Below are 20,932 nucleotides of genomic sequence, written 5' to 3' on the forward strand. Positions count from 1 at the left end.
CTTACTGCGTCTGCTTGGTGCCAAGAGCGAAAGCATCGGCCAGCACGCGGTAGACGTCGCTCTGCTCCATATATCCCTTGAACTCTTCCGAGCCTGGGCCTGTGGACTGCAGAACGATGTCGTCAACAGCGTGAACGCCGCTGTCGCCATCCTTGGGAATGTTGCCCTGGACGAAGACTGCGCCGGGTACGTTCTTGTAGGCTTCGTTGGCGATGTATTCCTTCTTCTCGTTCTGGATTGCCGGAACGAAAGGACCATCCATCTTCGGACGGAATGTTTCATAATGGTCAGGGCCATTATTGGCATTCAGGAACAGGCGGCGGCTGACGTCGATCCGGTCAGGGTAACCATCGCCATCCTTGTCTTCGTAGTTCGGGAAGCCGGCTTCGGCATAGGTGCCGACCTTGGCACGCATTTCATCGCCTGGCTTTTCGTCATCGACGGTTCCGATGATGGAGACGCCGTGCGTGTGGTCACCGGTGACGACGATCAGCGTATCGGGGTTCTTCGCAGCGAATTCACGTGCAACGCCAATGGCCTTGTCGAATTCAATAGTTTCAACGACGGCGCGATCCCAATCCAGCGGGTGAGACATCTTGTCGATATTGGCAGCTTCGACCATCAGGAAGAAGCCTTCCGGGTTTTTCGACAGCTCACCAAGCGCAGCAGTGGTCATATCGACCAGGCCGGGCTGATTCGGAAACTTGTCGACGGTGCCCTTTTTGAGGAAGTTGCGGTCGAGAACGGTATCCATGTTGCCGGTGTGGAACAGGCCGAGAAGCTTTCCGGTGTTGGACCCTTCTGCCTTTTCAAGCTCGCTCTTGTCGGTTGCCAGCGTGTAGCCTGCATCCTGGAACAGCTTGATATAGTCTTTGTCGTCCTTGCGCTTCGAACCGGGGGTGTCCTTGCCGAGGAAGTAGGCAGAGCCACCGCCGAGAACCACGTCTGGCTTGACATCGAACATCATGCCGGTGATTTCGGCCTTGTCCCCGCGCTTGCGGGTGTGAGACACAACGGCGGCAGGTGTCGCGTCCTGCAGTTCCGATGTCGTCACGATGCCGATCGACTTTTTCGTCTGGCGGCGAAGGGCTTCTGCAAGGGTTTCGACCTTCGGGTCATCGAGGCTTGCTGGTGTGCGGTCGGCATAAACGCCAAGAGCGTTCACGGCTGTCTTGTGGCCGGTCATGTAAGCCGACATCGTGTTGGCACTATCGGTCGCTACAGCTTCTGTAGAAGACGTACCGATGAACGCCATACGGTCCATCTCGTCCATGTTGAGACGGCCGTTTGCCTTGCCTTCGGTCATGCCCTTGGACATGATGCGGGCCGCTGTGCGGTGCGCGACGGAAAGACCATCACCCAAAAGGAAGATCACGTTCTTGGCCTTTGGTGCTTCACCTGTGCCATAAACAGTCCATGTGACGTTTTTAGTTTCAGAACCGGCAGAAACTTCAACTTTGTAATCGCCAGCCTTGGCAATCTTCAAACCGCGCAATGTAACGGCAGAACCAAGGACCTTGTCCTCTTTGCCCTTTTCTTCGGCTGTGAAGGTGACGTCGGCGCCGAAGATAGCCTTGTAGTCCTGGCCATTGACGGTAATCTTGACGTCTTCAGGCTTTACGACATTCTTGAACTCGACTTTGAAATCAAAAGGAGAGCCGGTGAGAATCGTTGCTCGATCAAGGGGATAGACCGTTGCTGCCTGTGCAGCACCGGCAAGAACGGTGGTGGCAACGAATGCGGCGAAAAGTTTGCGCATGATAACCTCTAAAGAGTGATGTTTTATGGAAAGGCTTCCCGCCTATAGGGATTGCGCATGACAGAGACATGACGGTTGGCGGGAATTTTTCGGTGCCGTACAACCCGGTTGTTTCTCATTATCAACGTATCCCGGGTCGTTGTGACACCCAATGCGTTTTGTCAGCAGGCGCATTTCTTGATTTTTGCTGCGATGGACACATCTATCCGCCTTGCAGCGGGAAAAATCGCTCCTTATATACCCCCCAGAACAGCGTTGAAGAATGCTGCACGAACACGAAGACCATCCAAGTCAAGGAGTTGTCAGTGGAATGCCTCACGGGGTTCCGACAACTCGCTTCAAGGAGAGAAGAAAATGGCAAAAGTAATCGGTATCGACCTTGGCACGACCAACTCCTGCGTTGCAGTGATGGACGGCAAGGATATTAAAGTTATTGAAAACGCCGAAGGCGCGCGTACGACACCTTCCATGGTTGCGTTCAGCGATGATGGCGAACGTCTGGTCGGCCAGCCTGCAAAGCGTCAGGCTGTTACCAACCCAACCAACACATTGTTTGCCGTAAAGCGCCTTATCGGTCGCCGTTACGAAGACCCGACTGTCGGTAAGGACAAGGGCCTCGTTCCGTTCGAGATCGTCAAGGGCGACAACGGTGACGCATGGGTACAGGCGCAGGGCAAGGGTTACTCGCCTTCGCAGATTTCGGCCATGATCCTTCAGAAGATGAAGGAAACCGCTGAATCCTACCTCGGCGAAAAGGTCGAGAAGGCCGTTATCACGGTTCCTGCTTACTTCAACGACGCGCAGCGCCAGGCAACCAAGGATGCAGGCCGCATCGCTGGTCTTGAAGTTCTGCGCATCATCAACGAGCCAACGGCTGCTGCCTTGGCCTATGGCCTCGACAAGAAGGAAGGCAAGACGATTGCCGTTTACGACTTGGGTGGCGGTACCTTCGATATTTCCGTTCTGGAAATCGGCGACGGCGTTTTCGAAGTAAAATCCACCAATGGCGACACGTTCCTTGGCGGTGAAGATTTCGACATGCGTTTGGTCGAATATCTGGCCGGCGAATTCAAGAAAGATCAGGGCATCGACCTGAAGGGTGACAAGCTTGCGCTTCAGCGCCTGAAGGAAGCTGCTGAAAAGGCAAAGATCGAGCTTTCGTCTTCGCAGCAGACCGAAATCAACCTGCCTTTCATCACGGCAGATGCGACCGGTCCTAAGCACCTGACGCTCAAGCTGACGCGCTCCAAGTTCGAAAGCCTCGTGGACGATCTCGTTCAGCGCACTGTTGCACCATGCAAGGCAGCGCTGAAGGACGCCGGTCTGACGGCAGCCGAGATTGAAGAAGTTGTCCTCGTCGGTGGCATGAGCCGCATGCCCAAGGTTCAGGAAATCGTCAAGCAGCTGTTCGGCAAGGAGCCACATAAGGGTGTGAACCCGGATGAAGTTGTTGCCATGGGTGCCGCCATTCAGGCGGGCGTTCTGCAGGGTGACGTCAAGGACGTTCTGCTTCTCGACGTAACGCCTTTGTCGCTCGGCATCGAAACACTGGGTGGCGTCTTCACACGTCTGATCGACCGTAACACGACGATCCCGACCAAGAAGAGCCAGACCTTCTCGACCGCTGAAGACAGCCAGTCTGCCGTGACGATCCGCGTCAGCCAGGGTGAGCGCGAAATGGCTGCCGACAACAAGTCGCTTGGTCAGTTCGACCTTGTTGGCCTGCCACCAGCACCCCGCGGCGTACCGCAGATCGAAGTCACCTTCGATATCGACGCCAACGGCATCGTGCAGGTATCGGCCAAGGACAAGGGCACCGGCAAGGAACAGCAGATCCGCATCCAGGCATCTGGTGGCCTGTCTGACGCCGACATCGAAAAGATGGTGAAGGACGCCGAGGCCAATGCCGAAACCGACAAGAAACGTCGCGCCGGTGTAGAAGCCAAGAACCAGGCGGAAAGCCTGATCCACTCCACCGAGAAGTCCGTGAAGGAATATGGCGACAAGGTTTCCGAGACGGACCGCAAGGCCATCGAAGACGCCATTGCTGCGCTGAAGACCTCGGTCGAAGCGTCGGAGCCCGATGCTGATGACATTCAGGCAAAGACCCAGACCCTTATGGAAGTGTCCATGAAGCTTGGTCAGGCCATCTATGAAGCCCAGCAGGCTGAAGGTGGCGAAGCCGGTCATGAAGGCGGCAAGGACGATATCGTCGATGCCGACTATGAGGAAATCAAGGATGACAAGAAGTCCGCATAAGCGTGGCTTTTGAAATCCAATTGATACTTGACTGAAATCCGGCTGCCTTGTGCAGCCGGAAATCCATTTCCGGGGCTTGTAGTTAATGGCGAAAGCAGACTTTTACGAAACACTTGGCGTTGGCAGGACAGCTGACGAAAAAGAGCTGAAAAGCGCCTTCCGCAAACTTGCGATGAAGTATCATCCGGACAAGAATCCTGGTGACGCCGAGTCTGAGAAGAAATTCAAAGAACTCAACGAAGCCTATGAGACACTGAAAGACCCGCAGAAGCGGGCCGCCTATGACCGCTTCGGTCACGCAGCCTTCGAACAAGGCGGCATGGGCAATGCAGGCGGCGGCTTTGGCGGTGGTGCCAGTGGTGGCTTCTCCGACATCTTCGAGGACATCTTCGGTGAGATGATGGGTGGCGGCCGTGCGCGTCGCTCCTCCGGCGGTCGCGAACGTGGTGCCGATCTTCGTTACAACATGGAAATCTCGCTGGAAGAGGCGTTTGCGGGCAAAACCGCGCAGATTCGTGTACCGACCTCCATCACCTGTGACGTTTGCACCGGTTCCGGCGCAAAGCCTGGCACACAGCCCAAAACCTGCGCGACTTGCCAGGGCTCAGGCCGTGTACGCGCAGCGCAGGGCTTCTTCTCGGTGGAGCGGACCTGCCCGACCTGTCACGGTCGCGGCCAGACGATCACTGACCCTTGCGTGAAGTGCCATGGTCAGGGCCGCATCACGGAAGAGCGCTCTCTGTCGGTTAATATTCCAGCTGGTATCGAAGACGGCACACGCATTCGCCTGCAAGGCGAAGGCGAGGCAGGCATGCGCGGTGGCCCCTCGGGCGATCTCTACATCTTCCTGTCCGTGCGTCCGCACGAGTTCTTCCAGCGCGACGGTGCTGATCTCTACTGTGCGGTGCCGATCTCCATGACGACGGCAGCGCTGGGCGGAACGTTCGATGTAACGACACTGGACGGAACGAAGTCGCGCGTTACGGTGCCTGAGGGTACGCAGGCGGGCAAGCAGTTCCGTTTGAAGGGTAAGGGCATGCCGGTTCTGCGATCTGCGCAGCAGGGTGATCTCTATATCCAGATTCAGATCGAAACGCCGCAGAAGCTGACCAAGCGCCAGCGTGAACTGCTCCAGGAATTCGAAGAGCTGTCATCTAAGGAAAATAACCCTGAATCCACGGGCTTCTTCGCCCGGATGAAGGAATTCTTCGACGGTTGATTTCAGCCTCTGAAGTCTATGACAAAGCCGCGCTTCGACAAGAATGCGCGGCTTTTTTATGCGGTAGTGTCAGCTCGATCAGCCAGCAAACCCGCCCTCTTCTAGAAAGCGCTTTTCTTCCTCAGTGCTCTTGCGCAAGAGGACGTCATTGCGATGCGGGAAACGACCGAAGCGTTCGATGATGTCGCGATGTTCTATAGCAAACGGCAGATAGCGTTCACCCAGCGGTTCGCACAGCTTGCAGCATAGGTGCTGGTCTTCGAGGTCTTCCGAATGCATCAAAGGAAGATAGAAGAAGATGCGGAGCTCTGGATCGATTGTCTTGTCATGGCCTCGCCGCAGGACCTCTTGAGTATAGTGGCGAGCAAGCGGGTCGGTCGCATACATATGCGCTGTGCCGCGAAAGCAATTGCGCGGAAACTGGTCCAGCAGCAACAGCAGAGCAAGGCTGTCCTCAGCGCTTTCTAACCATGTGTCCAGCTCGCGCCGTGCGGCGACAAAATGCAAATCCCTGAAACGGTCATGGAACGTTGCATCGAATTGGGCGTCCTTGTCGAACCACTTTTCAGGTCCGGCATCTTTCCAAAACGCCATGACATCGGAAGCGGACGTAGCGGTACCGTTGCTCATGGTGCGCTCCTTAATAGTGCGGTGGCTTGGTAATGGCGGGCGCTTCGAGCGATTGTTCCTCAAGGTTCAGGAACCTGTCTGTCAGCCGATCCAGCTTGGCGCGGGTTTGCTCGACCACTTTCCATTGCTCAGTTAGCTGATCGGAAAGCTCTTCGATGGTTTTCGCCTGATGCGCCACGGTTTCTTCGAGCGCTATGATGCGATTTTCGCTGTCGTCAGCCATGGGTCTCTCCTCGTCAATGCCCTGCTTTGCCAGCTTTATATCCCGCAAACAAGACAAAGGCCGGACATGATGCCCGGCCTTTGAAGGTTTCCGTGATGTGATGGAGGATCAATCTTCTTCCTGGAAGACCTCTTCGCGCTTTTTCTTCACACTTGGCAGGAAGACGACGACCAGAACCGCCAGCGCAATCAGCAGTAGCGTGGCGCTGATCGGGCGCGTAACGAAGGTCGTTGCGTCACCACGAGACAGGATCATCGCACGACGCAGGTTCTCCTCCAGCAGTGGCCCCAGCACGAAGCCGAGCAGAAGCGGTGCCGGTTCGCAGCGCAGTTTGACCAGCGCATAGCCGATGAGCCCGAAGAAGGCGACGGCATAGAGATCGTAGACGTTGGAGTTGACGCTGTAGACCCCGATGGCGCAGAACGCCATGATAATGGGGAACAGCACGTAGTAGGGGATGGTCAGCAACTTCACCCACAGCCCGATCAGCGGCAGGTTGAGAATGACCAGCATAAGGTTGCCGATCCACATGGACGCGATGATGCCCCAGAACAAAGCGGGCTGTTCGGTGGCGACATTGGGACCAGGGACGATACCCTGAATGATCATAGCACCGATCATCAGCGCCATGACGGGGTTGGCGGGAATGCCGAGCGTCAGAAGCGGAATGAACGAGGTCTGCGCACCGGCATTGTTCGCAGACTCAGGGCCAGCCACACCGGCAATCGCACCATGGCCGAACTCTTCCGGATGTTTCGAGACACGCTTTTCGACCGTGTAGGACGCAAAAGCCGCAAGGATCGCACCGCCGCCCGGCAGAATGCCGAGCGCCGAACCGATGGCCGTGCCCCGCAGAACCGGGCCGATCATCTGCTTGAAGTCTTCCTTGCTGGGCAGAAGGCCGCTGACCTTTGCCATCAAAACGGAACGGGTCTTTTCGTTTTCGAGGTTTCGCAGAATTTCGGCAATACCGAAGACACCGACGGCGACGGCAACGAAGTTCAGGCCATCGGCATATTCGCGGATGCCCAGCGTGAAGCGTGGCGTGCCGCTATAAATATCCGTTCCGACGAGACCCAGGAGCAGACCCAAGACCACCATGGCCAGCGCCTTGATGATGGAGCCGTGGGCCAGTGCGATGGAGGACACAAGGCCAACCACCATCAGCGAGAAATATTCGGCAGCACCGAATTGAAGCGCGATCGCCGTGAGTGGTGGGGCGAAAATTGCCACGAGGAATGTCGAGACCGTACCGGCAAAGAACGAGCCCAGCGCAGCGACCGAAAGTGCGACTCCGGCCTTGCCCTTGCGTGCCATCTGGTAGCCATCGATGGCGGTGACGGCGGACGAGGATTCGCCTGGCATGTTGATCAGGATCGCCGTCGTAGAGCCACCATATTGCGCGCCGTAATAGATACCGGCCAGCATGATGAGCGACGAGACCGGCTCCAGCTGAAAGGTAATGGGCAACAGCATGGCAATGGTTGCCGTGGCACCGATGCCCGGCAACACGCCGATCAAGGTTCCCAGCAGCACACCGATGAGGCAGAAGAACAAATTATCGATAGAGGTTGCGGTGGAAAAACCCAGCGCGAGATTATTGAACAGTTCCATCATGCACCTCAGAAATTGAGCCAGGGGCCGAAGCGCTGGAAGGGAAGGCCAAGACCGTAGTCGAAGACTGCGACGGAAAAGACGGTGATGCCGATGGACAGAATGACGGCCATCAGCGGTTTCATCTTATGCGATGCAAAAGATGCAATCAGTGCGCTGATGAAAAGCGCCGGAACGAAACCAAGGCCACGTACTGTCATGCCGAAGAAGATCGGCGCAGGCAGAATGAGAAAAATGCCGCGCCAAGCAATCGGCCCCAGCGGCTCGCCCTGAACCTTGCCAGCCCGCACGAGAATGAGCGTGCCGAGCCCGACGAGAATGAGTGACAGCACCAGCGGGAAATAACCCGGCCCCATGCGAAACGCGGTTCCCAGCTCCAGCCCGTAAGATTGCCAGGCAAAGAAAATCCCGAGTAGAATGAAAAAGGCACCACAAATCGCCTCTGTTGCATCGAAAGAAAGTGATTTCATGAATTTGTCCCCCGCTGACGAGTGAAAACCGGCGGCATGTGAACGCCACCGGTTGGTTGCTTGGGCGCAGCCTTAGTCGGCGTACTGGCCGGCAGCCTCGATCACCGTTTTCCAGCGCGGAATTTCGCTTTCGAGCTTGGCCTTGAGGGCCGCAGGCGTGCCATCTGCTTCAGGCGAGGGCGTGGTGCCCAGCTCGGCAAAGCGGGCTGCGACATTCGGGTCCTTCAGCGCGATCTGCAGCGACTTGGACAGGCGCTCGTTGATATCGGCAGGCGTGCCTTTCGGTGTATAGATGCCGTGCCAAACGCCGACTTCAAAGTTCGGCAGACCGGCCTCAGTCGAGGTCGGCACGTTTGGCAGAACATCTAGACGCTTCGGTGTCGTCACGGCATAGGCTTTCACCGTGCCGCCCTGGATCTGCTTGGTGGTGTTGGTCGTCTGGTCGCACATGATATCGACCTGACCGCCGAGAAGATCGGTCATGGCTGGACCTGTACCCTTGTAAGGCACGGTGACCAGCGGTGTTTCGATTGCGCTCATGAACAACATTCCGCACAGATGCGAGGCGGCACCAATGCCAGCATTGGCAACGGTGACCGTGTCCTTGTTGGCTTTCGCATATTCGATCAGGCCCTTGAGGTCGTTGGTCTCAAGCGTCTTACGCGATAGAATGGTCATCGGCACTTCGGTGACGAGGCCGACATAGTCGAAGGCTTCGAGCGTGTTGTAGGCCAGCTTGCGGTACAGCGTGGCGCTGGTTGCCATACCGATGTGGTGGAGAAGGACGGTGTAACCATCCGGATCAGCGGATGCGACACGGCCCGCACCCAGTGTGCCACCGGCACCGCCGACATTTTCCACGATGATCTGTTGCCCTAAGTCCTTCGACATGGATTCGGCAACGAGGCGAGCAACCGTATCGGTCGGGCCGCCTGCGGCGAAGGGAACGACCATGGTGATGTTGCGCTGCGGATAGGTCTGCGCAGCAGCGGACAGAGCGAATAGAGATACGGCAGCAGCAGCCACGGCACCTGTGACGGTCTTGAGAATTTTCATCTTTTCCTCCCGATGAAATATGGCCTCATCGACCGGCGCACTCCTATTGCCGTCGGTCGGGGTGAGGCTATTTGCAATCGGTGTCAGCGTTCACGCAACGCTTTCGCGAGGAAGCGAATAACAAAGTGGTTCGCTACGGCCGGAGATGGGTGGATTTCGAAACATTTGCCAATATCGATGTGTGAAAATCCACCCATTTCAATATTGGCTTGCGGTTTCATTGCTCTTCTCAGTCGAAAGCCCGCCGCGCGGATGCGACGGGCTCTGCGAGAATTGTCTTTAGAACAAAGCTTTACTTCGTGCGGCAGCGGCCAGTCTTGGTCGTTTCTTTATCGCCGTCGTCATAGGCAATGCCGATTTTCTCACCGGCGAGTGAAGCGATGCGGCCAGAATACCAGCTTCCTGCACCCTTGTAGTTGCATTCAACCTTCGTGCCAATCATCCAGTCGTAAGGACGGACGGCATTGATTGAGACGGTTTCCCTGTCGCCATCGTCGTAGCGAATAGTGATCTTGTCGCCAGAAAGTTTCTCAACAACACCTGGAAACCAGTAGCCAGCGCCTTTGTAGTTTCCAAGAACCCAGTCACCCTTTGTTTGGGCGCTGGCAGAACCGGCACCAAAAGCAACCGCGCCAGCAGCAAATAAAACAGAAAAGAATTTAAACAAAGCCCATATCCCCCGAGTCAGATATAAATTGAAATGAGTGGATGTAGAGATATACATGGCGAATGAATACTCAATGAAATGTTTTGAATTTCGTAAAATTTATCCTTTCTATTCCAATATATGATTAAATTGGATGGACCGATCCTCTCATTCTATTTTAACCGCCATCACCAAGTATTATTTCGTCAGCGCATGTTTTTGCATTTTTTCATACAAGGTCTTACGGGATATTCCGAGTGTTTCGTAGACAGCTTTGAGATTGCCTTTGTGGAGCGCGATCGCTCTTGCCAGAACGGATTTTTCGAACTCCGCGACCTTGTCCGAGAGGCTCGCAGCATTTTCCGACGTCGTTTGTGGTCCATCCGATGCGCCGCCATCCAACCCCAGTACCAGCCGATCTGCGGCATTTCTCAGTTCCCGCACATTGCCGGGCCAATCCTGCATGGCAAGCGTCGAGATGACATCGGTGGGTACGTCGAGATCATCCCTGCCATAACGGGCCGCGGCTTCGCGCACCAACTGGAGGAAAAGCAGCGGAATATCGGAGCGGCGCTGCGAAAGCGCGGGGACATGAACCGTCGCGACATTCAGCCGGTACAGCAAGTCCTGCCGAAAGCGCCCCGCCAGCGCCTCTTGTGCCAAATCAGCCTTGCTGGTCGCGATAAAGCGCACATCGAGCTCCACGGTCTCGTTTGAGCCAAGGCGGGTGATCGTACGCTCTTGCAGCACCCGCAGCAGCTTGCCTTGCATGTCTGATGGCATGGAGCCGATTTCATCCAGCAGCACCGTGCCGCCGCGGGCGTGTTCGAACTTGCCGTAACGCGGGCGCAAAGCGCCGGGAAAAGCGCCGGCCTCGTGGCCGAACAGCTCGCTTTCGATAAGGTGCTGCGGCAGGGCTGCGCAATTGATGGCGACGAAGGGTCTGTCTGCACGAGCGCTCACGTCGTGAAGCGCACGGGCAACGACCTCCTTGCCGGCACCGGTGTCGCCGATGATCAGCGTATCGGCATCGGCAGCACCGATTGCCCTGATGCGATAGCGCAGATCGACCATGACCTGCGTGCGTCCCGGCAGGCGCGTTTCCAAATCGTCACGTTTGCCAGCTACGGCACGGAGGCGGCGGTTTTCTAGAACAAGAGAGCGCCGATCTATCGCACGTTTGATGATGCCGGCGAGATATTGAACGCTGAAGGGCTTTTCGATGAAATCATAAGCGCCGTTGCGCATGGCGCTGACGGCCAACTGCACGTCGCCGTGGCCGGTGACGAGAATGACGGGGATTTCCGCATCCAGTTCCCGCACCTTTTGCAGCAGAGTCATCCCATCCATGCCGGGCATTCTGATATCGCTGACGATGACGCCATCGAAGCTGTAGCCAATGAGTTCGAAGACATGGTCGGCATGGTCGACGGTGACGACGTCGAGACCTGCCAACTCAAGAGCCTGTGCGGTGGAAAGCCGCAAATCCTCTTCGTCATCGATCAGCAAAACGCGCGACATGTTCATTCAGCAGCAATCTCCAGCGGCACGTCGGCGTCCAGTTCAATATCAAACCGTGCGCCACCCTCGGGAAGATTGGTCACGCTCAGACGCCCGCCGAAATCCTTGACGATATTGTAGGAAATGGAAAGCCCAAGACCCAAGCCCTTGCCCACGCCCTTGGTGGAGAAGAACGGATCGAAAATGCGCTCCATGATGGCGGGCGGTACGCCAGGACCATGGTCGCGAATGGAAAGGATGATTTTCTCACCCTCCTGCCGGGCAGTCAGATCGATACGGCGATCTTCTAGCCCCTCCACGGCATCGGCGGCGTTGGAAATGATATTGACCAGGACCTGCTGAAGCCTGACAGGGCCAGCTTTGACCTGAAGCGGCACGGCCCCAAAATTCACGGTCAACTGCGCATCGGCTGCCTTGAGACGAGCATTGACGATCTCCAGTGTGTCGCTGACCACGGTATCCACCGAGACCGGGCCGAGCTTTTCATTCGGCTTGCGCGCAAAATTACGCAAGTGCTTGCCGATGGCGGCCATACGGTCGATCAGCACCGAGATGCGTTTGAGATTATCGGAGGCCTCGCCAACCCTGCCGCGCTCGATCAACAATGAGGCACTTTCGGCGTAGGTCTTGGCGGCGGCCAGCGGTTGGTTGAACTCGTGGGAGAGAGCCGCAGACATTTGCCCGAGTGCTGCCAGCTTGCCGGCCTGGATCAAATCCTTCTGCGTCTTGCGCAACCGCTTTTCGGTCTGCCGTCGCTCGGCAATTTCGTGCTTGATGTCAACATTGACGCGGGCGAGATCGGCGGTGCGCTCTTCTACCCGTCGTTCAAGTTCGGCCTGCGCTTCTGCCTGATGGATCAATCTGTCCTGAAGGCTCTTGCGCCGTTGCAGCATTGCGGCAACCAGCGCGCCGGCAAGGCAAAGACAAAGAACGACGGCGATCATCGTCGTTTTGACCTGTGTGCGTATGGAACCGGTGTCCATCAACATATTGACCGTCCATCCGGCGTCGGGCATGTCCTGCGAAAAAGAAATATACTCCCGGTCTTGCTCACCCTCGCGGATAGTCATCAGATCATGTGCGCCGAAGGTGCTGTGTGTCACCGCAAGCTGCTTTAGATTGGCGTCCGAATAGCGCCGAGAGCTTTCGGTTCTGGCAATGCGTTCGGGTGTCAGCGGCTGGATGGCCGAATAAAGCCATTCCGGTGTTCCCGTCATGAAAATGATGCCTTCGGGATCATTGACGAAAATCCGGTTCTCGCCATTACCGAAGGATGCCTCGATGCCTTCGATATCCACCTTGAAGACAATGACGCCTTTGATCTCTGCGTTGAACAGAATGGGCGAGGCAAAATAATAACCGCGCTTGTGCGAGGTGGTGCCAAGCGCAAAGAATTTCGATTGTTGGCCTTTGGCGGCGTCCTGAAAATAGGGACGGTAGCTGAAGTTTTGTCCGACGAAACTTGCCGGGCCATCATAATTGCTGGCGGCAATCGTCTCGCCATCCAACGTCATGATGTAGATATCGGATGATTTCAGCAGATCATTGATGGATTTCAAGTAGATATTGGCTCGCAACCGCAAAGATTGATCTTGTGGATGAGCGACAAGCTCCTCGATATCGTCATGATCGGCCATCAATGCCGGTAGAGGCTCGTAGCGGCTCAAATGCCCGCCCAGCGCAGAGACCGCCAGCCGCAACGTCGTGCCGCCTTGCGCAGCCACTTCATCGAAATAACTTTCGGCGACGAGATCGCTTCCTCTGGTCAAGGCGACGCCGCCAAGCCCCAGGCAAACAAGCACGATACCGATCCAGCGATATGTCACCGATCTCCCCCTTCCACATTCCCATGTGCAAGTCTAAGTGGAGGCGCTGGATTTTCCAAGCACGATCGAAGTGCACCCGTACAAAACAAAAAAGCCGACCCAAAGGCCGGCTTAATCGTCAATCGAAGACTGCGCTAAAAATTATGCGCTTTCTTTTGGTGTCAGAACCTGACGGCCACGGTACATGCCTGTCTTCAGGTCGATGTGGTGTGGGCGGCGAAGTTCGCCGGAGTTCTTGTCTTCAACATAAGTTGCAGACTTCAGGCCATCGGCCGAACGACGCATGCCGCGCTTGGACGGGCTAGTTTTTCTCTTTGGTACTGCCATTTGTGTAACTCCACTTGAGCGGCGAAACACGGGAACCAGCCAGGACCCAGGCCGAATGTCACATGTTTCTATATCTGAATTTTGGCGCGCTTATACATGCCTCCCAAGGCTTTGACCAGCCCCGGCGTCGATTTTTTCCAGAATGTCCGAATCGCGGAAGGGTTTCACGCGAAAGCTTTTTACCCTGACTATCAGACTGGATCGAAAACGATCAATTCCTCAAAATGCTTCATATCATTGAATTCACAGAATGCTGGTGGGCGCATTTCGAGAACCGGCACGGCGGACCGCAGTTCCTCAAGGCATTCATCGAGCATTCTTTGCCATTGCGGCAGGCACCCAGGATCGAACCAGCGCATGATGTAGGCGAAGGTAATGTGAAACTCATAGGTTTCATGGTCAGGATGGCGATAAGAAAACGCTTCGGCAAAGGCATTGCGCCATTCGGCAACGGCGCGGTCATCCTCTACCGTTGCACCTTTCAACGTCAGCCCGAGCGGTGAGACGCGGGTTACCTGCATTGCAAAGGCTGGAAGATGGGGAAAGGCCTGGAGTTTGTTCAGATAGAAATCCGTCATCTCTTCGATGGGTGTATCGCCGGGCATCTCCTTTGGCCAATAGGGCCAGTTGCGGCGATACTCGATGATGCCCTGAAATACGGTCATGTGGAGACTGGAGATGGGGGTGAAAGCCAGATGGCTATGGGCCTCCGGCATGTCGAGAAGCTGTTTGCGGGCCTTGATGATCGCATATTGGGTGCGTGACCCGTCTGCCAGATGACAGACGACCGTGTTTCCCGGCTCATGCAGAAAGTCGCCGTTCAGGTCATACCGGGTTCCAATATGGCGCGGCGGCGCATCGTTATTGGCGGCGGAGAGGGCAGCAAGCTTCTGTGAAACGAACGGCGCGTGCATGGTGCAAAGGCTCCTTGTAAGCAAGGTAGCCTCCTACTCCCGGCACGCGACACTTCAATGACAAGTTGGACTTAGTGCGCCTCGTCCCAATTGGCGGCGGCGCGCGCATCCACCTTCAGCGGCACCTTCATGTCTATGGCAGGCATGGCCGCATTTTCCATGATCGACACCACGACCGGCAAGGTGTTGTCGATCTCCGTCTCTTCCACTTCGAAAATCAGTTCGTCATGCACCTGCAACAGCATGCGCGCAGAAAGCCGGGCCTCTTCCAGTGCCGGTTCTATACGGATCATCGCACGACGGATGATATCGGCGGCAGAGCCTTGGATGGGCGCGTTGATCGCTGCGCGTTCGTTGAAGGCGCGTACCGAAGGATTGGACGACTTGATTTCGGGGTAGTTGATGCGGCGGCCGAAGATGGTTTCGACGTAACCCTTGTCGCGCGCAATAGCCTTGGTGTTTTCCATATAGTCGCGGATACCAGGGAAGCGCTCGAAATATTTCTTGATGTATTCTCCCGCTTCCGAGCGCCCGATGCTGAGTTGGTTGGCGAGGCCGAAAGCGGAAATGCCGTAGATGATGCCGAAGTTGATCGCCTTGGCACGGCGGCGCACTTCGGATGGCATACCCTCGACTGGAACGCCGAACATTTCCGAAGCCGTCATCGCGTGAATGTCGATGCCATTTTCAAAGGCGTTTCTCAACTGCGGAATATCGGCGACATGGGCAAGAACCCGAAGCTCGATCTGGCTGTAGTCCGCGGACAGAAGCCTGTTGCCGGGGGTGGAGATGAAAGCCGTGCGAATTTTGCGGCCTTCTGCCGTGCGCACCGGAATGTTTTGAAGGTTAGGTTCAGATGAGGAGAGGCGGCCTGTGGTGGTGGATGCCAGCGAATAGGATGTGTGGACCCGCTTCGTGTCTGCATGAACATAACCCGGAAGCGCATCGGTATAGGTGGATTTCAGTTTGGTCAGCTGGCGCCAGTCCACGATCTTGCGCGGCAATTCCGCGCCTTCGGCGGCCAGATCTTCCAGAACCTGCGCAGAGGTGGACCACTGTCCCGTCTTGGTTTTGGAACCTCCCGGCAAACCCATTCGTCCAAACAGGATATCACCCAGCTGCTTGGGGGAACCGATATTGAATTTTTCGCCCGCCAGCTCATAAATCTCTTCTTCGAACGCGGCAGCCTTCTGCGCAAGTTCGCCGGAGAGGCGCGACAGGATTTGACGGTCGACGGTGATGCCCCGCTCTTCCATGCGAGCAAGAACCGGCAGCAGCGGGCGCTCCAGCCGCTCATAGACGGCGGTCAAGCGGTCTGCCACGAGGCGTGGCTTCAACACCATCCACAGTCGCAGCGTTACATCGGCATCTTCTGCGGCGTAGGCCGTTGCCTTGTCGATATCGACGAAATCGAAGGTAACGCCTGATTTGCCCGAGCCCGCGACATCCTTATAGGCAATCGGCTTGTGACCGAGCCAGCGTTCGGACAGGGCGTCCATGCCGTGCAGCCCCTTGCCCGCTTCCAGCACATAGGACATCAGCATCGTATCATCGAAACTCTGCATGACGATGCCGAGGCGCTTGACCAGCAGGTAGTCATATTTCAGGTTCTGCGCGATTTTGAGAATGGATGGGTCTTCCAGCAGAGCTTTTAGCCGATCAAGCGCGTCGCGTGCCGGGATCTGATCAGGGGCGAGCTTGATGCCATCGCTGAACAGATCGCCGCCCGAACCGGTCTTGTGTGCAATCGGCACGTAGGCGGCAATGATATCCGCGCCTGTCGCATCCTTTCGGTTATTGGCAATCGCCAGAGAAAAGCCAACCAGCTCCGCTTGCATTGGATCGAGCGAGGTCGTTTCGGTGTCGAAAGCAACGACACCTGTTTCCCGGGCCATGGCAATCCAGCGATCAAGCTCTTCAATCGTGCGGATGGTCTGATAGGTGGTGGTGTCGATTTGGGCAGCGGAGAACATTGCTTCTCGGCTAGAGGCAAGCGCTGCGGGCGTGCTTCCTTCCAGTTTCGACACGATGGCGGACGCGTTTTCGACCGCGCTTTCATCGAGCGATATGGGCTTGTCGCCTGCGGCCTCCGTTGCCGCATCCAGATCGGGGCCGTGAGCCTGCGGGCCACGCTCCACCTGAACATGGGCGGCGTCGATGGCTGCGGCATCAGCACCCGTGGTTTCGGCCACGCGGCGCGTAAGCGTGGTGAATTCCATGGCCTTTAGGAAGGCGATCAGTTTCGGCCCGTCCTGCGGCTCCAGCGTCAGCGCATCCAGCGGCAGTTCCAGCGGCACATCGGTTCTGAGCGCCACGAGTTGCCGTGAAAGACGCGCCAGTTCGGCATTGGCTATTATGTTTTCGCGGCGCTTCTGCTGCTTGATTTCGCCAGCGCGTTCTAGCAGCGTATCGAGGTCGCCATACTCTCCCAGCAACTGGGCAGCCGTTTTAGGGCCAATGCCGGGAATGCCGGGAATGTTATCGGTCGAATCGCCTGTCATGGCTTGCAGGTCGATCATCTTTTCGGGTGCAACACCCCATTTCTCGATGACATCGGGAACGCCGATCTGCTTGTCCTTCATCGCGTCATACATATGCACATTGGCACTGACGAGTTGCATCAGGTCCTTGTCGGACGAAATGATCGTGACATCCGCGCCGATTGCCTCTGCCTGGCGGGCATAGGTGGCGATGATATCGTCGGCTTCGAAACCTTCGGTCTCGATGCAAGGCAGATTGAAGGCGCGGGTGGCGTGGCGGATCAGGCCGAACTGCGGCACCAGATCTTCCGGCGGCGCGGAGCGGTTGGCCTTATAGAGATCGTAAAGCTCGTTGCGGAACGTTTTCGAGGAATAGTCGAAAATGACGGCGAAATGCGTAGGCGTCACACCGACATCGGTGTTGCGTGCATCCTTCAGCAGCTTCCACAACATGTTGCAGAAACCAGAGACGGCATTGACCGGCAATCCATCCGATTTGCGGTTGAGTGCGGGAATGGCATGGAACGCCCGGAAGATGAACCCGGAGCCGTCTACGAGGAAGAGATGATCGCCTTTTTTCATGGGAAGCATGGATAGCGCGGGCCATGGTTGGCGTCCAGATAAAGTTCTGCGTCAAGCCGGAAACCCACCGTTTGCAGACAGATTGAAAGACCGTGCGACCTTCACCAGAACGTTACTAATTTGTAATCCGGGCTTCCCTTGAAAAGCCGCATTTGCAGCCTCATTTCTTGGAGGACGGCGACTGATCACGCCGTGTCTGATTGCAGGCTCGTCCCCCGCCGCATCAGACCGGACAAAGGCCTATCCCCCTCTCCGGGCCTTTGTCCTTCAATATAACCGCCATGGCTGTCCCCTCCCGGCCATGGCGGTTTTTTATGCGCAGTGACGACATGCCTCGCGAAAGCCTGTCACTGTACATAGCCTGATATGTAATTGCGGAGATAGGATCGCCGCATCACGCGCACAGGGGTTAGATGCGTTTTTCGAGAAACGATTCGGCAACTTATCTTGCGGCCCAGCTTGCAAAGACGTTTTCGAAGGCGCTGAGCAAGCGTGCAGCTACGCTTGGATTCTCTCCCGGCCAGTTTCCGATATTGCTCGAACTTTGGCATGAAGATGCATTGACGCAGCGCCAGTTACTGGACCGCGTCGACGTCGAGCAGGCGACGCTGGCCAACACTCTGGCGCGAATGGAACGCGACGGCCTCATTCAGCGCAAGCCCCACCCCAAAGACCGTCGCGCGCAGATCATCGAGTTGACGGAAAGAGGACGTGAACTTGAAATGCAGGCCATTTCTGCATCCCAGGAAACGGACGATGCCATACTGGGAACGCTCTTGAAGTTCGAACGGCAATTGCTGCTCGAATATATGAACCGCACGATTGAGGCGTCCAGAACCGAAACCTGAATTTCCGGCTCGAAACTGCGCGGCCTTTGCTCTATCCTGTTTTGATCTTTGCATGACAGGATCGCGTAATGACAGACATATCTCCCGTACTTTCGGCGGTTGACGATAACATCAATTCCAGCCTCGAGCGGCTTTTCGAACTCGTCCGCGTCAAATCGATTTCCACCGACCCGGCCTACAAGGCAGAATGCCGCAAGGCTGCCGACTGGTTGGTCCGCGATTTGACGAGCCTCGGTTTCAACGCCTCGATTCGTGATACCCCCGGTCACCCGATGGTCGTTGCCCACCATGATGGCGCAACACCCGATGCACCCCATGTGCTGTTTTACGGTCACTATGATGTGCAGCCGGTTGATCCCATTGACCTTTGGGAAAACGATCCGTTCGATCCAGCGATCAAGGACATCGGCGCGGGTCGGCAGGTGCTGACCGGTCGTGGCACCTCCGATGACAAGGGTCAGCTGATGACCTTCGTTGAAGCGTGCCGAGCCTATAAGCAGGTCCATGGCTCGCTGCCGCTACGCATCACTATTCTGTTTGAAGGTGAAGAAGAATCCGGCTCGCCATCTCTGAAGCCGTTCCTGGACGCCAATGCCGAGGAGTTGAAGGCAGATTACGCGCTGGTCTGCGATACCAGCATGTGGGATCGTGAGACACCCGCCATCGCGGCTGCCTTGCGCGGTCTTGTAGGCGAAGAGATCGTCATAACCGCCGCAGACCGTGATCTTCATTCCGGCCTCTTCGGCGGTGCCGCCGCCAACCCAATCCATCTCCTCACACATATTCTTGCCGGTCTCCATGACGAGACGGGCCGCGTGACGCTTCCCGGTTTTTATTATGGCGTCGAGGAAACGCCTGCCAACATCAAAGCATCGTGGGACACTCTTGGTCGCACGGCGGAGTCATTTCTGGGTGAAGTCGGCTTGTCCATTCCGGCGGGGGAAAAGGGGCGGTCTGTTCTCGAGTTGACCTGGGCGCGCCCGACGGCGGAAGTCAACGGCATCATTGGTGGCTACACCGGCGAGGGCTTCAAGACCGTGATTGCGGCCAAAGCGTCCGCCAAGATTTCATTCCGCCTTGTCGGCGCGCAGGACCCGGCCGCAATCCGCGAGAGCTTCCGTGCCTATGTCCGCTCGAAAATCCCGGCCGATTGCTCGGTGGACTTTCATGAGCATGGCGGCTCGCCTGCCATTCAGCTCTCCTATGATTCTCCGGCTCTCACGAAAGCAAAGAACGCGCTGTCGGATGAATGGGCAAAACCTGCCGTGGTCATTGGCATGGGCGGATCTATCCCGATCGTCGGTGACTTTCAAAAGATGCTCGGCATGGATTCATTGATGATCGGCTTTGGGCTGACCGATGATCGCATTCATTCACCGAATGAGAAGTACGACCTGCAATCCTTCCACAAGGGCATTCGCTCCTGGGTAAGAATTTTGGCAGCACTGGGCGGCAAATAACATAAAAGCGCCGCCGGTTTGTCCCGGCGGCGCTTTTATAACAGGCTCGTTGCCCTAAAAAGCAAAAAGGCCGGGCAAGCCCGACCTTTCCTACCGTTTTTGCTTCAGTGCCAGTACATCCGTGGTCAAAGTGCATAAAACGGTTTGGTGTCTCAGCACGGCGCCAACTAAATTTGCTGTCGCTCGCGTCTTCAGAAAACAGAATGCCTTGCTTTGGTTAATCTTTGGTTAACGCACAAAAAGCAATCTATCTGCTCTTCGGACGATTGCCCGAAACACTCATGAACCCAATGTTGGTATGGTGTGGACTGTTTACAAGTCCGCAAATCTTGTTTCTTAGAAAAATCGAATGGATTGCGTCGAGAGAGACTGGCTTTGCCGAGCAGGCAAATAAAAAAGGCCGGAAAAATCCGGCCTTTCAAAATCTTATTCAAGCCAGCCAATTGCCAGCCGATAACGCCAAATTAGGCAGCAACGATGCTGTCTGCAGACATCTTGCCCGAGCGACGGTCCTGAACGAGTTCATAGGTGATCTTCTGACCATCCTTGAGGCCGTTCAAGCCAGCGCGCTCAACAGCGGAAATGTGCACGAATACGTCCTGTGCGCCATCGTCAGGCTGAATGAAGCCGTAGCCCTTAGTTGCGTTAAACCACTTTACTGTACCAGTCGCCATAACGATGTTCCTTCCGTTGGCAAATTACGTTTGCACTGAAAATCAGCGCGGTGTTCTCGAATTTGAAGGAAAGATCGTCGTATGCGTCTCAAAAAGACGTCGAAGCTCTGGTCGTCAAACAAATATCGATGGCGCAGAATTAATGTCGCACATCGGATATGTCAAGTTTCTTTGATGAGGTTCGGCGTGCCGAAACCAAGCTTTTTTCCATCCGCGCGTGTCGAATTTCGCAGCGATTACTAACGTCTGGCTGGTCGATGATTAGAAGTAGAAAAGCAAAAGCCCGGCGCGGGAGGAGGTGCGCCGGGCTCTTGATACTGACCGACAACTGGGAGGAGGAGTGTTGTCAGTCCAATCGGGCGACGCTGGGAGGAGGAGTGCGTCGCTTCGATGATTTGAAGATACAACAATTTTGCTTTCGAAA

17 protein-coding genes are annotated in these 20,932 nt (G+C 56.1%); 4 read left to right on the plus strand and 13 right to left on the minus strand.

What is annotated here, in order from left to right:
- Position 1 precedes the first annotated feature (1 nt).
- Positions 2 to 1,759, minus strand: a complete 1,758-nt coding sequence (locus DSM25558_RS03860) for an alkaline phosphatase (RefSeq protein ID WP_077101979.1) — start codon at positions 1,757 to 1,759, stop codon at positions 2 to 4.
- A gap of 354 nt (positions 1,760 to 2,113) precedes the next feature.
- On the opposite strand from DSM25558_RS03860, the gene dnaK reads away from it, so the two are divergent.
- The gene (gene dnaK, locus DSM25558_RS03865) at positions 2,114 to 4,018 is read left to right on the plus strand and encodes a molecular chaperone DnaK (protein ID WP_077101981.1); all 1,905 of its coding nucleotides are present in this window, start codon (positions 2,114 to 2,116) and stop codon (positions 4,016 to 4,018) included.
- Positions 4,019 to 4,103: 85 nt separating this feature from the next.
- A complete protein-coding gene (gene dnaJ / locus DSM25558_RS03870) occupies positions 4,104 to 5,237 on the plus strand; it encodes a molecular chaperone DnaJ (RefSeq protein ID WP_077101983.1) in 1,134 nt (377 codons plus the stop codon).
- A 78-nt stretch (positions 5,238 to 5,315) separates the two neighbouring features.
- On the opposite strand, the gene DSM25558_RS03875 is transcribed toward dnaJ, so the two are convergent.
- The 11 genes from DSM25558_RS03875 to polA form a co-directional block, all read right to left on the minus strand.
- Entirely contained in the window at positions 5,316 to 5,867 is a 552-nt protein-coding gene (locus tag DSM25558_RS03875; RefSeq protein ID WP_077101985.1) for a DUF924 family protein, read from the minus strand.
- 10 nt (positions 5,868 to 5,877) lie between these two features.
- Entirely contained in the window at positions 5,878 to 6,090 is a 213-nt protein-coding gene (locus DSM25558_RS03880; RefSeq protein ID WP_042616170.1) for a SlyX family protein, read from the minus strand.
- A 108-nt stretch (positions 6,091 to 6,198) separates the two neighbouring features.
- The gene (locus DSM25558_RS03885) at positions 6,199 to 7,704 is read right to left on the minus strand and encodes a tripartite tricarboxylate transporter permease (RefSeq protein WP_077101987.1); all 1,506 of its coding nucleotides are present in this window, start codon (positions 7,702 to 7,704) and stop codon (positions 6,199 to 6,201) included.
- An 8-nt stretch (positions 7,705 to 7,712) separates the two neighbouring features.
- Positions 7,713 to 8,174 (minus strand): tripartite tricarboxylate transporter TctB family protein, encoded by a 462-nt coding sequence (locus tag DSM25558_RS03890; RefSeq protein WP_077101989.1) that lies wholly within the window; start codon positions 8,172 to 8,174, stop codon positions 7,713 to 7,715.
- Positions 8,175 to 8,246: 72 nt separating this feature from the next.
- Complete coding sequence (locus tag DSM25558_RS03895) at positions 8,247 to 9,230, minus strand: tripartite tricarboxylate transporter substrate-binding protein (RefSeq protein WP_077101991.1); 984 nt, start codon at positions 9,228 to 9,230, stop codon at positions 8,247 to 8,249.
- Between the two features lie 292 nt (positions 9,231 to 9,522).
- Complete coding sequence (locus DSM25558_RS03900; protein ID WP_083716303.1) at positions 9,523 to 9,954, minus strand: tudor domain-containing protein; 432 nt, start codon at positions 9,952 to 9,954, stop codon at positions 9,523 to 9,525.
- Positions 9,955 to 10,074: 120 nt separating this feature from the next.
- Positions 10,075 to 11,403 carry a sigma-54-dependent transcriptional regulator gene (locus DSM25558_RS03905; protein WP_077101995.1) on the minus strand — a complete coding sequence of 443 codons (1,329 nt, stop codon included), beginning with the start codon at positions 11,401 to 11,403 and terminating at the stop codon, positions 10,075 to 10,077.
- Positions 11,400 to 13,223, minus strand: coding sequence for a sensor histidine kinase (locus tag DSM25558_RS03910; RefSeq protein WP_077101997.1), 1,824 nt, complete (start codon positions 13,221 to 13,223; stop codon positions 11,400 to 11,402). Before DSM25558_RS03910 ends, DSM25558_RS03905 begins: the two co-directional genes overlap by 4 nt.
- Positions 13,224 to 13,364: 141 nt before the next feature.
- Positions 13,365 to 13,550 carry a 50S ribosomal protein L32 gene (gene rpmF, locus DSM25558_RS03915; RefSeq protein WP_003507205.1) on the minus strand — a complete coding sequence of 62 codons (186 nt, stop codon included), beginning with the start codon at positions 13,548 to 13,550 and terminating at the stop codon, positions 13,365 to 13,367.
- Positions 13,551 to 13,741: 191 nt separating this feature from the next.
- Complete coding sequence (locus DSM25558_RS03920; protein ID WP_077101999.1) at positions 13,742 to 14,464, minus strand: DUF1868 domain-containing protein; 723 nt, start codon at positions 14,462 to 14,464, stop codon at positions 13,742 to 13,744.
- A 71-nt stretch (positions 14,465 to 14,535) separates the two neighbouring features.
- Positions 14,536 to 17,526: a DNA polymerase I gene (gene polA / locus DSM25558_RS03925; RefSeq protein ID WP_077102322.1), complete on the minus strand. Its 2,991-nt coding sequence runs from the start codon at positions 17,524 to 17,526 to the stop codon at positions 14,536 to 14,538.
- A gap of 413 nt (positions 17,527 to 17,939) precedes the next feature.
- On the opposite strand from polA, the gene DSM25558_RS03930 reads away from it, so the two are divergent.
- Together DSM25558_RS03930 and DSM25558_RS03935 are read left to right on the plus strand one after the other, a co-directional pair.
- Positions 17,940 to 18,374, plus strand: coding sequence for a MarR family winged helix-turn-helix transcriptional regulator (locus tag DSM25558_RS03930; RefSeq protein WP_077102001.1), 435 nt, complete (start codon positions 17,940 to 17,942; stop codon positions 18,372 to 18,374).
- A gap of 68 nt (positions 18,375 to 18,442) precedes the next feature.
- Positions 18,443 to 19,834, plus strand: a complete 1,392-nt coding sequence (locus tag DSM25558_RS03935) for a M20/M25/M40 family metallo-hydrolase (protein WP_077102003.1) — start codon at positions 18,443 to 18,445, stop codon at positions 19,832 to 19,834.
- 464 nt (positions 19,835 to 20,298) lie between these two features.
- Here the strand turns inward: DSM25558_RS03935 and DSM25558_RS03940 are convergent, their stop codons facing one another.
- Entirely contained in the window at positions 20,299 to 20,508 is a 210-nt protein-coding gene (locus tag DSM25558_RS03940; protein WP_045230211.1) for a cold-shock protein, read from the minus strand.
- Positions 20,509 to 20,932: the final 424 nt, after the last annotated feature.

The organism is Agrobacterium sp. DSM 25558, assembly GCF_900100825.1.
Lineage (GTDB): Bacteria > Pseudomonadota > Alphaproteobacteria > Rhizobiales > Rhizobiaceae > Agrobacterium.

Bases quoted from the DNA above. Each gene is read 5' to 3' on its own strand.
- DSM25558_RS03860 (WP_077101979.1), bottom strand. From the start codon at position 1,759: ATGCGCAAACTTTTCGCCGCATTCGTTGCCACCACCGTTCTTGCCGGT.
- dnaK (WP_077101981.1), top strand. From the start codon at position 2,114: ATGGCAAAAGTAATCGGTATCGACCTTGGCACGACCAACTCCTGCGTT.
- dnaJ (WP_077101983.1), top strand. From the start codon at position 4,104: ATGGCGAAAGCAGACTTTTACGAAACACTTGGCGTTGGCAGGACAGCT.
- DSM25558_RS03875 (WP_077101985.1), bottom strand. From the start codon at position 5,867: ATGAGCAACGGTACCGCTACGTCCGCTTCCGATGTCATGGCGTTTTGG.
- DSM25558_RS03880 (WP_042616170.1), bottom strand. From the start codon at position 6,090: ATGGCTGACGACAGCGAAAATCGCATCATAGCGCTCGAAGAAACCGTG.
- DSM25558_RS03885 (WP_077101987.1), bottom strand. From the start codon at position 7,704: ATGGAACTGTTCAATAATCTCGCGCTGGGTTTTTCCACCGCAACCTCT.
- DSM25558_RS03890 (WP_077101989.1), bottom strand. From the start codon at position 8,174: ATGAAATCACTTTCTTTCGATGCAACAGAGGCGATTTGTGGTGCCTTT.
- DSM25558_RS03895 (WP_077101991.1), bottom strand. From the start codon at position 9,230: ATGAAAATTCTCAAGACCGTCACAGGTGCCGTGGCTGCTGCTGCCGTA.
- DSM25558_RS03900 (WP_083716303.1), bottom strand. From the start codon at position 9,954: ATGTATATCTCTACATCCACTCATTTCAATTTATATCTGACTCGGGGG.
- DSM25558_RS03905 (WP_077101995.1), bottom strand. From the start codon at position 11,403: ATGAACATGTCGCGCGTTTTGCTGATCGATGACGAAGAGGATTTGCGG.
- rpmF (WP_003507205.1), bottom strand. From the start codon at position 13,550: ATGGCAGTACCAAAGAGAAAAACTAGCCCGTCCAAGCGCGGCATGCGT.
- DSM25558_RS03920 (WP_077101999.1), bottom strand. From the start codon at position 14,464: ATGCACGCGCCGTTCGTTTCACAGAAGCTTGCTGCCCTCTCCGCCGCC.
- polA (WP_077102322.1), bottom strand. From the start codon at position 17,526: ATGAAAAAAGGCGATCATCTCTTCCTCGTAGACGGCTCCGGGTTCATC.
- DSM25558_RS03930 (WP_077102001.1), top strand. From the start codon at position 17,940: ATGCGTTTTTCGAGAAACGATTCGGCAACTTATCTTGCGGCCCAGCTT.
- DSM25558_RS03935 (WP_077102003.1), top strand. From the start codon at position 18,443: ATGACAGACATATCTCCCGTACTTTCGGCGGTTGACGATAACATCAAT.
- DSM25558_RS03940 (WP_045230211.1), bottom strand. From the start codon at position 20,508: ATGGCGACTGGTACAGTAAAGTGGTTTAACGCAACTAAGGGCTACGGC.